The 12,291-nt window shown below is 46.2% G+C and carries 14 protein-coding genes; 7 read left to right on the forward strand and 7 right to left on the reverse strand.

Annotated features, from left to right (window positions below; all coding sequences use genetic code 11):
* The first annotated feature begins 82 nt into the window (after positions 1 to 82).
* Positions 83 to 883 carry a hypothetical protein gene (locus tag AR543_RS20795; RefSeq protein WP_145953938.1) on the forward strand — a complete coding sequence of 267 codons (801 nt, stop codon included), beginning with the start codon at positions 83 to 85 and terminating at the stop codon, positions 881 to 883.
* Between the two features lie 622 nt (positions 884 to 1,505).
* Positions 1,506 to 2,222 carry a metallophosphoesterase gene (locus AR543_RS20800; protein WP_060536260.1) on the forward strand — a complete coding sequence of 239 codons (717 nt, stop codon included), beginning with the start codon at positions 1,506 to 1,508 and terminating at the stop codon, positions 2,220 to 2,222.
* A 351-nt stretch (positions 2,223 to 2,573) separates the two neighbouring features.
* Here the strand turns inward: AR543_RS20800 and AR543_RS20810 are convergent, their stop codons facing one another.
* Both AR543_RS20810 and AR543_RS20815 read right to left on the reverse strand, forming a co-directional pair.
* Entirely contained in the window at positions 2,574 to 2,759 is a 186-nt protein-coding gene (locus tag AR543_RS20810; RefSeq protein WP_060536262.1) for a hypothetical protein, read from the reverse strand.
* A gap of 166 nt (positions 2,760 to 2,925) precedes the next feature.
* A complete protein-coding gene (locus AR543_RS20815; protein ID WP_060536263.1) occupies positions 2,926 to 3,288 on the reverse strand; it encodes a HesB/IscA family protein in 363 nt (120 codons plus the stop codon).
* Positions 3,289 to 3,734: 446 nt separating this feature from the next.
* Here AR543_RS20815 and mqnE point away from each other — a divergent pair, with 446 nt between their 5' ends.
* Both mqnE and AR543_RS20825 read left to right on the forward strand, forming a co-directional pair.
* On the forward strand, positions 3,735 to 4,841 hold the full coding sequence (mqnE, locus tag AR543_RS20820; protein ID WP_060536264.1) for an aminofutalosine synthase MqnE: 1,107 nt from the start codon (positions 3,735 to 3,737) through the stop codon (positions 4,839 to 4,841).
* Between the two features lie 320 nt (positions 4,842 to 5,161).
* Positions 5,162 to 6,238, forward strand: a complete 1,077-nt coding sequence (locus tag AR543_RS20825; protein ID WP_060536265.1) for an NAD(P)/FAD-dependent oxidoreductase — start codon at positions 5,162 to 5,164, stop codon at positions 6,236 to 6,238.
* A gap of 87 nt (positions 6,239 to 6,325) precedes the next feature.
* Here the strand turns inward: AR543_RS20825 and AR543_RS20830 are convergent, their stop codons facing one another.
* On the reverse strand, positions 6,326 to 6,580 hold the full coding sequence (locus AR543_RS20830) for a YuzB family protein (protein WP_060536266.1): 255 nt from the start codon (positions 6,578 to 6,580) through the stop codon (positions 6,326 to 6,328).
* A gap of 214 nt (positions 6,581 to 6,794) precedes the next feature.
* Here AR543_RS20830 and AR543_RS20840 point away from each other — a divergent pair, with 214 nt between their 5' ends.
* Together AR543_RS20840 and AR543_RS20845 are read left to right on the forward strand one after the other, a co-directional pair.
* Positions 6,795 to 7,040, forward strand: coding sequence for a NifU family protein (locus AR543_RS20840; RefSeq protein WP_017815716.1), 246 nt, complete (start codon positions 6,795 to 6,797; stop codon positions 7,038 to 7,040).
* A gap of 287 nt (positions 7,041 to 7,327) precedes the next feature.
* The gene (locus AR543_RS20845) at positions 7,328 to 7,831 is read left to right on the forward strand and encodes a hypothetical protein (RefSeq protein ID WP_060536268.1); all 504 of its coding nucleotides are present in this window, start codon (positions 7,328 to 7,330) and stop codon (positions 7,829 to 7,831) included.
* 162 nt (positions 7,832 to 7,993) lie between these two features.
* On the opposite strand, the gene AR543_RS20850 is transcribed toward AR543_RS20845, so the two are convergent.
* Complete coding sequence (locus AR543_RS20850) at positions 7,994 to 8,785, reverse strand: SDR family oxidoreductase (RefSeq protein WP_060536269.1); 792 nt, start codon at positions 8,783 to 8,785, stop codon at positions 7,994 to 7,996.
* A 158-nt stretch (positions 8,786 to 8,943) separates the two neighbouring features.
* Here AR543_RS20850 and ybaK point away from each other — a divergent pair, with 158 nt between their 5' ends.
* Positions 8,944 to 9,429 carry a Cys-tRNA(Pro) deacylase gene (gene ybaK / locus AR543_RS20855; RefSeq protein WP_060536270.1) on the forward strand — a complete coding sequence of 162 codons (486 nt, stop codon included), beginning with the start codon at positions 8,944 to 8,946 and terminating at the stop codon, positions 9,427 to 9,429.
* A gap of 156 nt (positions 9,430 to 9,585) precedes the next feature.
* On the opposite strand, the gene AR543_RS20860 is transcribed toward ybaK, so the two are convergent.
* The 3 genes from AR543_RS20860 to AR543_RS20870 form a co-directional block, all read right to left on the reverse strand.
* Positions 9,586 to 10,425, reverse strand: coding sequence for a MetQ/NlpA family ABC transporter substrate-binding protein (locus tag AR543_RS20860; protein WP_060536271.1), 840 nt, complete (start codon positions 10,423 to 10,425; stop codon positions 9,586 to 9,588).
* Positions 10,426 to 10,519: 94 nt separating this feature from the next.
* A complete protein-coding gene (locus AR543_RS20865) occupies positions 10,520 to 11,194 on the reverse strand; it encodes a methionine ABC transporter permease (protein WP_060536272.1) in 675 nt (224 codons plus the stop codon).
* Complete coding sequence (locus AR543_RS20870; RefSeq protein ID WP_060536273.1) at positions 11,194 to 12,210, reverse strand: methionine ABC transporter ATP-binding protein; 1,017 nt, start codon at positions 12,208 to 12,210, stop codon at positions 11,194 to 11,196. Before AR543_RS20870 ends, AR543_RS20865 begins: the two co-directional genes overlap by 1 nt.
* Between the last annotated feature and the right edge of the window lie 81 nt (positions 12,211 to 12,291).

Here is a 12,291-nt window from a genome sequence, read left to right on the forward strand (position 1 = left end):
AGTTACTGACTTTAACCTGGATATTGACGTATCGGCTCTGTCCGTGTTTATTTTATCCTGTTATTACCAGTAAGGAGGAATTATGATGAACAACACATGGAAAGTACTTTCCGGATCTGCTTTTTCGGCGGTATTACTGGCAGGCACCATTTCGGCAGCCTCTGTATCTGCAGCTCCATTATCTGCTCCCGGCGGCGAGAAACATCCGGTAGATGCTCCTCGTCACACAGCAGCAGCTCCGTCTGTTACTGCACCGGAGAATCCGCCAGCTCCGACAACACCATCCGATTCCGAGACATTGCTGCGCAAAGCCGGTATGATCCAATCCATAGATGGCAACCAGATTACCCTCTATGAACCGGCTCCACCGCATCCCAAAGCCCATTCACATACATCCAAGCCTCAACCACCTGTAAAACCGGATGACGGAATGCCGGCACCAACTGCTTCTGCAGACACCTATTCGACAACCAAACCGGACAAGCATACTGTAGGGCAGGATACGTACAGTATGGGTCCTCGTTACAGCGGCGCCACTTTTACATTTAAAGTAACTGACTCTACCCGAATTGTAAGCATTACTCATGATCCGGCAGTAGGCAAAACCAAGCAAAAAATCGCCCTGTCCGATCTCAAACCGGGAGAGCGTATTGCAGTGCTGCTCAAAGGAAACAGCAAAGTAGCTGCCAAAATCGAACGCCATCTGGCTCCACCGGCAGCAGTCAAACCTCATGCCAAAGAAACGACCGATCCAGCCAAAAAAGCTAAACATGCTGTCAAACCGCCTATCGAACACAAGCAACCGGCACCTGCTGCTGAACCGAAAGATCCAGCTGCTCAACCAGCATTGCCCGAGCCAAAAACTTCCACAACCTCTGTCTAAATCATTATCATTAAACAGGGAATGCTCGTGATGTAGATAGACAAAAACAATAACTAGCAATGACCAAACAGCCGATGATGCAGCAAAAGACTGTACCGGGGTAGCGCCTCGGTACAGTCTTTTTGCTCTTTACATTTACACTTTTTTGTGGATATTAAGGCTATTTATCGGCAGCGCAGAAATTACAGTGTCCTCTCTCATTGTTACTGTTACTGGATCGATCAATGATAAATCCGATCCGTGTATTTCTATATCCAAAGTTCTTCTATACTCATTCTTTATAAAATCCCGCGAAATAAACCCGGGCTTTATCCAGCGATATACATAATGCAGCAAAGACTTATGCACTTCCACTATAAACAATTCTGAACAGGATCTAACCTAATCCTGAACTGGCAATATCAGCCTTGTCACACAGGCTGCCCCCTGCTTGCCCGCTCAAGTTGGCCAATCACGGGTAATAATCAAATAGATAGCCGCAGTATAGACAGGAGTTGGGATGCGTTTGTTAATAGCATTTGTTAAGGCTGTATGTATAGCTTAGAGCTGTTACTAGCATATATGGCTTGCAGCTGATTCCTGTTGTGATTGTATTTTATTCATGAATAAAGGAGGGCTTCTCATGTCCGGACGTACTCTCGCAATAAGTGATATTCATGGTGAACTTGACCTCCTCGACCGTCTGCTCGACAAAATCGATTATCGACCGGAGCAGGATCAGTTGATTCTGCTTGGTGACTATGTAGATCGTGGCAGTAATTCGCGTGGCACATTGGAGCGTGTCATACAGTTGACCCGCGCAGGCGCTATTGCACTAAAAGGTAATCACGAAGACCTGATGTTCAACGCATTGACCAGCAGCAGGGAAGCCGACTGGAACCGCTGGCTCAAGGTCAATGGAGGTCTCGCTACACTGCTCAGTTACGGATTTACTCGTGAGGAATTGATTACATTGTCGGGTGAAGACTTTCATTTGCCTGATCTGCACAATGAAGAATTGCAGCAGCATCTGGAGTTTATTCGCGAGCTGCCACTGTATTACGAGACACCGGATTACCTGTATGTGCATGCCGGTGTAGAACCAGGCAAAACAGCAGCCGAGACAACAGCACGTCAGCTGTTCTGGATACGTGAACCTTTTCATACCGGATATGACGGAGAGCAATTGGTTGTATTTGGTCATACCCCTACTTTTTATCTGCATCAGAACGCTGCCAATTTTGATATTTTTTACGGTGTAAACCGGATTATCGGTATTGATGGAGGAGCAGCCTATGGCGGACAGCTAAATGCACTTGATACGACCAGCGGAATCTCCTATGCTGTGCATAAGCAATAAAGTACGGGAGAGTGGTTACTCCCTGTACAGACTGTTGACTGCTTCTGCCGCGGCTCGAATCTCTGCAAATGAGTGTTCATCCTGCAATGATATGTGCTGAAGTGCTGCTATAAGTTTATTGATCTGTGTGCTTGTACGCTGTATATCCGTGTTAGCAGGATCGTGACCTCCAGCTGCGGCGATAGCGTAAAGTTGAAGCTTGTTATGTATATCGGTCATATCACGTGCAAGCAAATCCAAAGGCTGTTCGCGCGGGTCGAACGTACTGGCATTGATTATATTCAGCTCGTTTGCTGCTTCGCCTGCATATCCTGCTGCCTGTATGAGAGATGTATTCCGGGCAGCTGCCGATTAGGAATGTTGATAATCTTTCATGGATTGATCGGTATGATACAGCCGATTCGTGAACTGATCATAATGATTTTTGGTATCTGCTTGTTTCGGTGTATTCATGATTCGTGTGTGATACTGCTGCAGGTTTATTACTATGGAAATAAACAGCAGTATAGCCAGTAACGCTGTTATGCGTGATTTCATTTTACTGTTCTCCTTTTTATTGATAAGTATTACGTGGCTTTTCCTATAATATAAAAAAACAGCATTCTGATCCTTTCAGATCCAAATGCTGTTCCATGAACAATTCCGAAATGTATACTGTTTACCATCGCATGCATACACATGACTTATTGGCTATTTCGGTCTGTTAGTCTTCACAAGGCTGGGCGAGTACTTCGTCTTCTTTGCGGGTACGGAACGAAGCGCCGCAGCCGCAGGTAGCAATTGCATTGGGGTTGTTGATCGTGAATCCTCCGGCAAGACCCGATTCTTCGTAATCTATTTCCAGACCATTCAGCAGTCCAAGGTCTTCTTTGTTAACAACGACCTTCATATCCTGAACATCCATATATATATCCTGCTCTGTCTCTTCACTGTCAAAGCCCATGGCATAAGAGAATCCGCTGCAGCCGCCGGCACTAACACCTACACGTACAAACAGCCCCGGAATATCCTGTGCCTCCATAATTTCCTTCATACGCGAAGCCGCTGTATCACTAATTGTAATCATTCGTATTCCCTCCTTTTCCTCTTTCATTATACTCTTCTGCTTCGGTCCTCTCAAGGATGAATACCTTGTTAAAACCTTCATTTTTTAAGTAATTGTATTGCCCGTCCCTGATGAGAGGTTTATAATGAATAGTGAACGATGACGTGAAATGTCGAATTTCTGTCAAAAACAATTACGTTTTTAGCCTTATTTTTCGTTGTAACTTTTTTCACAATTATTGTTAATATGGATGACTTCTTATGTACATTGTTGTATATTGGATATTAGGCGTTATTTCAAAAATGATATAGTTGTGTCGAATGTTGTGACAAATCAAAGATAACCGAACTATAAATATAGGCTTCTATTATTCAATAGTGCCAAATTGGTGTAAGACAGGACAAGAGCGTCTTACGGGATTAGACACCATAGACAGAAGCGTCACAGGAGAACAGGAGGAATATAGCATGTCCACCCTTATTACACCACATACCGATACACGGATGGCAGAGATTATTAATAAAGTACGCGCAGGTGAGCGTTTATCCCTGGAAGATGGGGTATATTTATACGAGAGCGATGATATTTTGACAATTGGGCAGCTCGCTAACGAAGCTAACTTGCGCAAAAATGGCAAAAAGGTATATTTCATCGAAAATATGAGCCTTTACTTCACCAATGTATGTGAAGCCCATTGTGCTTTTTGCAATTTCCGTAAAGATGAAGGCGAAGAAGGTTCTTATACCCTCAGCGGTCAGGAAATGGTTGATTATGTGAATCAGCATATCCACCCGGGTATTCGCGAATTCCATATTGTCGGTGGTCACAACAACAACGTGCCTTTCCAATATTATGTGGATTCACTCAAAGCACTGAATGAAGCTTTCCCTGATGTTACACTGAAAGCTTACACAGCAGCCGAGATTGATTTCTTTACCCGCATCAGCGGACTTGGCGTCAAAGAAGTACTGGTTGAGCTGCAAGCAGCTGGGCTGGAATCACTGACTGGCGGCGGTGCCGAGATTCTGTCAGACGAATATCGTAAAAAAATGCGTGTCAACAAAGCCAATGTAGACCGCTATCTGGAAGTACACCGCACGGCTCACGAGCTGGGCATGCGTACGCATACTACCATGCTGTACGGTTCGATCGAGACCTATGAGGATCGCGTGAATCATATGATCCAGATTCGTGAACTGCAGGATGAAACTCATGGATTCCAGGTATTTATTCCACTGTCCATGCAGCCAAAAAGCAAAAACGCAAGCATTATGCGTCGTAACTCGGCTTATGAAGATCTCAAAACGATCGCGATCAGCCGTCTGATGCTTGACAATATCGATCATATCAAAGCTTATTTCATTAATATCGGTACCCAGCTGACCCAGATGGCTCTGGCGTTTGGCGCTTCCGACGTACACGGTACAATCCTCAAGGAACGTATCAGTCACGCTGCAGGAGCCCTGACACCGGAAGGTCTGACTCGCAAGGAACTGGTCTGGCTTGTCAAAGGCGCAGGTCGCATTCCGGTTGAGCGGGATACCTTCTATAACGAAATTCAAGTGTACGAATAACCGTCCAGCTGCAGGAGCATAAATACTTTTGCAGGGAATACCTTTATCCGCGCTTTGCATTTCACTATACACCGGGCTTTACTTAATTGAACAGGCATGTTAACCACATGCTTTCTCATTGAAGTAAAGCCCGTTTATCCGCCTGCCGATAAACCTATTATACGGTTTATACGGTCAGGCGATTGGCATTACCCGGTCTCGTTATTGGCTTCCCTGCGCCGGATGATGTCAGTATACATTATCGTTTCCAAGCTATGTAATTCTATCCGGGAATCTATTACATTCTCAATTAATCACACTGCATAAAGGGAGAAGATATCATGAAAAACTTAGTCATTCTCGGCGGAGGGTACGGTGGAACCACCCTGCTGCATGAGCTGCTGGATCACAAAATCCCGGCAGACACTCAATTAATCCTGGTGGATCGCATGCCATTCCAGGGACTCAAAACCGAATATTACGCGCTGGCGGCAGGAACTTCCTCCGATATGGAGCTGCGCGTCAAATTCCCTGTTCATCCCAAACTGTCCATGCGTTATGGCGAAGTAACCGGCATCAACATGGACGATAAAAGTATTTCCTTTGCCGAAGGAGAACCGCTGGAATATGATCAACTGGTCATTGCACTGGGCTGTGTTGATAATTTCCATGGCGTACCGGGAGCAGATACATTTACGTCTACAATCCAGACATTTGAAGCTACACGCGAGACCTATCGCCGTGTGAACAATCTGCCGCCTCAGGCAACTGTAAATATTGTAGGTGGCGGACTGAGTGGTATCGAGATTGCTGCCGAGATTCGCGAGAGCCGCGAAGATCTGCATGTTCGTATTCTGGATCGCGGAGAAAGATTGCTGTCGGCTTCTCCTCCACGTCTATCCAAGTATGTACAGGATTGGTTCAAAGAGCATAACGTAGAAATTCGTAACAAAATCAATATCAGCCGCGTTGAGGAAGATTGTGTCTACAATGGACCGGATGAGCGCATCCCGGCAGATATTACAGTATGGACAGCAGGTATTCGTCCAGTACCGCTGGTCGATGAGCTGAACGTGAATCAGGACAACTCCGGCCGCGTCATTTTGGATGATCTGTATCGCATTCCGGGCCGTCCGGAAATTTTCGTATGTGGTGACTGCGCATCTCTGCCATTCGCTGCCAGCGCACAGGCTGCTGAAGCACAGGCAGAACAAATCGCCAATGTTATCGTCGCCGGCTGGAAGGGTGAACAACCCAAAGTACAACCACTCAAGCTCAAAGGTACACTTGGTGCACTCGGTAAACATGCCGGCTTTGGTTCAGGATTTGGATTCGGTGGCAAAAGCTCTGTTACCGGCCGTGTACCACGTCTGCTGAAAAGTGGCGTGCTCTGGATGTCCAGACATCATTTCGGTTAATAGGCCAGGTACTGTCGTGCCTTTGACTGGTGATATATTGAATAATTGTTGGTAACCGGCATGTCTGTAAATACAAAAAAGCTGATCTCAATCAAGATCGAGATCAGCCCAGGCATCCGCCTCATTAATTTTATCCATAATTAATGTATATAAGGAATCTACATCTTCCGATGCGACAATTTCTCCGTTAACGAGTGCATATGGCATGGCATAACATTGACCGCAGTTCCCCAGACAACCGTATTCAATTACATCGTAATCGGGATGGCTGTCGAGCTCCTTCATAATGCGATCTGTGCCATTATGCATATTACTCTGGCAAAATTCAATAATCGGTCTCATGTGATACGCTCCAATCTGTGTCCTTTCAGTATAGCGATGAAAGCTGTTTTTTCTCCTGCCGATCTGATCTATTTTATCATGTTTAATGCAGATTGTGACGGGATCATGTCTCATTTTCAAAATAAATTTGAAATGAGTATAAAAATCAATGGCGCAAATGCTGAAATTGGTTTACTTTTATATTATAATATACTTACGAAAGGAGTTGAACAATATGAGTGAAAGCGTACAAGCTGAAATGTATGATGAAGTAATGGAAGTACTGGACAAATTGCGTCCATTCCTGCAGCGCGATGGCGGTGACGTGGAACTGGTTGATGTTGAAGACGGTATCGTCAAACTGAAACTGATGGGTGCATGCGGTAGCTGCCCAAGTTCTACAATCACACTGAAAGCCGGTATTGAGCGCGCCCTTTTCGAAGAAGTTGAAGGTGTGGAAGAGGTAGTGCAAGTATTCTAAGTCATTCCTTTTCATGCATTGATCTATAGGCAATTGCCACTTAAAGAGACCTTCCTGATGGAGGGTCTCTTTGATATACGGTATAATCTTTTTCATATGATTTTATATTTTTTGTAAATAGATAGATTGTATTTGTAAAATAGAAAAAATCAGTTTTATTAACATGGTTAGATGTTATGGCTCTTGCCTAATAGTAGCCTACTCTAATAAATTATATCTATCAGGTTCTATAAGATTTATACCATGTTTTATTATTTTTATTGATATACATAAGGAGACCATATTCGATGATCAAAATGACTGTATCTGCTGCTTTTCTGCTAGCTGTCGCTCTGGGAGCTGGTAGTATAGCTGGCAAAGAGCCTTTATCCGCCTTATTCTCCCATCCTAATATTCTTATAAGTACTTCTGATAATATTCAAAAAAAGGGACAATTCACGGACATGTCTCTGATTCGTCCAGAACATAAGCTGTCGATCTTGGCTTTGCAGCATTTCAAGCTGGCGAACGGAGAAACCAATATTACCTTTGCTCATCATCAGCATGAGGTAGTCATTATGTCTGTCCATAATACATCCAAAAAGCGGATCGATATCAATATCATCTATCCGGATAGTGTAACAAGTTATCAAAAAGCTCACTTGTCTCCGGGTCAGACCAAGGAATATACTCTAAGCTTGAATAAAACTGATAAAACAACAGCTGTTGGCCCATTCTGGTATATGTATGCTGTTACTTCAGATGGTTCTTCTGGATCGATGGATGTCTCGGTACGTGCTTCTACCTCCTAATTTTTTAAGATCAATGAATAGGTACGGATATACTTTGACTTTCATAGCTACCTAAATCGTCTTGATCCATACTTTTGTTATAATATCTAATCGAAAAATCAAACAGACATAAAGGTACTTCCTTATGTCTGTTTGATTTACAGTCTCTCGATGTTCATGTTCTTACTTGATATACGGCCGGATTGGGTCGAGTCCTCCGGTAATCTCCATAATATTGCCGGTAATAAAGTCTGAATTCGTCTCGCACAGATAAGCGATCACGCGGGCAATATCCTCGCCGCTGCCTGGCCGACCGCGCGGGGTCTCGCCGTCACTCATGCCCAGCACTTCATCGATTCGCTTCTCTTTATTGTCGCCGCGAATATCACCGGGACAAATCATATTAACGGTAATCCCGTTAGCGGCTTCTTCTACAGCCAGTGTCTTGGTAAAAGAAACCAGACCTACCTTGGCTGCAGCATAGACGGCGCGGTGCGGCCAGGCTCTGGATTCGGCGGCATGACCAAATCCAAAATGGATAATTCTTCCCCATTTGCGCTTGCGCATCAGCGGCAGTACCCGATGATCCAGCAGCATGGCGCCGATCAGATTACCCTGCAGCATGTCCATAATCTCTGAACGTTCATATTCCATAAACAAACGGCGTTCCCGAATAAAAGGACCTGCATTGTTCACCAATATATCTACACTGCCCAGCTGCTGCTCTACCTCGTCCACCAGCCGGTCAATCTCCTTTTCTACTGACACATCTGCCTGCACAGCAATACAGCGTACACCCAGCTGCTGAATCTCCTGCTGCAGCTGCAGTGCTTCTGCTTCACTGCGTACATAATTTAGAGCAATATCATAGCCCTGACCGGCCAGCGTAAGCGCCGTCATTTTGCCAAGTCCCTTGGCGCTTCCTGTTATTAGAGCGATTCTGCGTTCCAATATGATGCCTCCCTGGTCATTCATCCTTAATTCAAGTTCACTAATAGTGTACAAACTAGTAATAGCAGATGTCAAAAGGTAACTGCTGATAACACATCACTACAGGGTACGGGTTGAATTCCAGCTTTATTTTGGATAGATTAGAAGCAGAGTATGAATATCGGCAGAAAGGAATCCTGACCATGAGCGCCAATAAAAACAAAACGAATGCTATGCGCATTCTGGATAAGGAACAGATCCATTACCAGATTCACGAATACGATCCGGAAGACGGCCAGATTCACGGCAATGCCGTCGCCGCCAAAATCAACAAGCCTGCCGAGATGGTCCACAAAACACTGGTGACCCAGGGTAAGCAGGGGCTTCATATTTTTGTTATTCCGGTCGGTGCAGAGCTGGATCTCAAACAGGCTGCCCGCGCTGCTGGGGAGAAAAAGCTGGAAATGCTGCCGGTTAAAGAACTACAAAAATGGACGGGTTATATCCGCGGCGGCTGTTCGCCTGTAGGGATGAAAAAGCTATATCCTACCTTTATCGATCATCGCGCAATCCAGCTGGATCAAATCATCGTCAGCGCAGGAAGGATCGGCACCCAGATCGAGCTGCATCCGCAGGAACTGGCTCAGGTTGTACAGGCACGATTTGAAGAGCTATGTATAGACGATTAGAGTTCAAGATACCAGACAACCTCTATTGGATATACAAAACATCCTGCAAAGAAAGCAAGCTAACGAGATTGATCATTGCATCATTACGGACGCAAAACAAAAAAATACGGTGAGCCGCATAAAGGGCATCACCGTATTTTTGTTATGATTCATTAATTATTTAGTTTCAAATGCCGGGATTACAGCGCCTTTGTACTGCTCTTCGATGAACTTTTTGGTATCATCGGAAGTCAGTGCTTTTGCCAGCTTCTGGATGGCATCGGAATCTTTGTTGTCTTCACGGGATACCAGATAGTTCGCGTATGGCGCGCTGCTGTCTTCGACTACCAGTGCAGATTTAGGATCGATTTTGGCTTCCAGCACATAGTTCATGTTGATCATCGCCATGTCGACCTGGTTCAGCTGACGAGTCAGCATTGCTGCATCCATGGGTACGAATTTCAGGTTTTTCGGGTTAGCTGTAATATCTTTTACGTCAGAAGTGATATTGGTTTTGTCTTTCAGTTCGATCAGACCATTGTTGGCCAGCAGGATCAGTGCACGTGCACCGTTGGATACTTCGTTCGGGATCGCGATTGTTGCGCCGTCAGGAAGCTGATCCAGGGAAGTGTACTTTTTGGAATATCCACCGAATGGCTCGATGTGTACGCCTTGTACCGTTACCAGGTTCATGCCGCGGGATTTGTTTTGCTCATCCAGGTAAGGCTTGGTCTGGAAATAGTTCGCATCCAGCTTGCTGTCATTCAGCTGTACGTTTGGCTGGATGTAATCCGTAAATTCAACCACTTCCAGGTTGACGCCTTCTTTAGCCAGAATTGGCTTGAGGTGGTTCAGAATTTCTGCGTGTGGAACAGCTGTTGCGCCGACGCGCAGTGTTACTTCCTTGCTGCCTTCAGCTGCGCCGGATGATGCGGAATCTCCAGTGTTTTTATTGCCGCAAGCTGCGACTACAGCGATCAGCATGATGCTGATCAGAGCGAGTGCCCATTTTTTCATCGTGTGTTATCCCCTTTTAAGATAGTTTGGTGTATAAGATGAAGATATGAAGTTCAGAGCAACGCTTGCAGACAGTGCCTGCCTCTCTTCGTTCCTATCTTCTTGAAAAATAAATCACCAGACGGTCGCCAATCATCTGCAGTACCTGCACAATGATGACCATCAGCACGACAGCTACCAGCATGACTGCTGTCTCGTAGCGGTAATATCCATAGTTGATTGCCAGCGTTCCGAGTCCACCTGCGCCCACCATACCGGCCATCGCCGTATTAGAGACAAGTGCGACCACAGTAACCGTCAATCCGGCGATCAGACCAGGCATCGCTTCCCGAATCAGTACCCGGGTGATCACCTGCCATACAGAAGCCCCCATGGCATGAGCGGCTTCGATAACGCCGCGATCCACTTCACGCAGTGCCGTCTCCACCAGTCTGGCAAAAAACGGCGCAGCTGCGATAACGAGTGGCGGAATCGTTCCTTTGACACCAATCGTGGTACCGACCAGCTTATCTGTCAGTGGCAGCAGGGCTACGATCAGGATAATAAATGGTACCGAACGCAGAATATTCACAATCACCGACAGTACGCTGTATACGACACGTATAACAGGCGATGTCGAGCGAGCCGACATAAACAGGATAATTCCCAGCGGCAGTCCCAGAATCAGGGTGAACAATGCCGAAGCACCGAGCATGGCGAGTGTATCCTTGGTAGCTGTACCAAACTCTGTCCAGTCTACCTGCGTAAAATCAAGTGCACCTACATCCATTACTCAATCACCTCCACATCCAGGCCTTCGCCGGTCAATATCTCGATCGTACGGCGGATCAGCGCCTCTTCTCCCTCAAACCGGACAATCAGCTGTCCGTAAGGAACATTTTTCAGTGTGGAGATCGTTCCCTGGATAATAGCAAAATCTACGCCTGTCTGGCGCACGGTCTGCGACAGAATAGACTGGTAGGTTTTGTCTCCGAGGAACGAAATCTTCACAGCCAGCGCAGAAGCACCATGTGGTGCAGCAAGCGCTGTATCCAGCAGTTCTGCCTGGCTGTATTCACGGCTGATAAAATCGCGGGTAACCGCATGCTGTGGCTTCAGGAACACTTCAGCGACAGGACCCTTTTCCACAATACCGCCCTGATGGATAACAGCGACACGATCGCAGATACTCTGAATCACATGCATCTCATGCGTAATCAGCACAATCGTCAGGTTAAAGCGGCGGTTAATATCCAGCAGCAATTTCAGAATCGAATCTGTCGTCTGCGGGTCCAGTGCAGATGTCGCTTCATCGCAGAGCAGCACATCCGGATCACTTGCCAGCGCACGGGCGATACCGACACGCTGCTTTTGTCCACCGGACAGCTGGGCCGGATATTTGCTTGCGTGGGCTTCCAGGCCGACCAGAGCCAGCAGTTCCTCCACTTTGGCACGCACATTTTTTTCCGGTGTCTTCACGAGCCGCAGCGGGAATGCGATATTGTCGTACACGGTAGCCGAAGACAGCAGGTTAAAGTGCTGAAAGATCATACCGATCTTGCGACGACGAGCTTGCAGCGCTGACTTGCTCAGCCGGGTCAGATCCACTCCATCAATCCATACCCGTCCGGAAGTCGGACGTTCCAATAAATTAATACATCGTATAAGCGTACTCTTACCAGCACCCGAATGGCCGATCACGCCAAAAATCTCGCCACGTTCGATCGAGAGATTCAGCTCGGACAAGGCAGGGGTTACATTTTTGCCTTTGCCATAGGTTTTGGTCAAATTCTCCAGTTGAATCAAGCTGCTGGTCCTCCTCCTCGCATCTTGCTCTATTTCAAGCTTTCATGCTGTTATGTTCTTCATTTGTTCTTCAAGCGACCG

Source organism: Paenibacillus bovis (genome assembly GCF_001421015.2).
Classification (GTDB): domain Bacteria; phylum Bacillota; class Bacilli; order Paenibacillales; family Paenibacillaceae; genus Saccharibacillus; species Saccharibacillus bovis.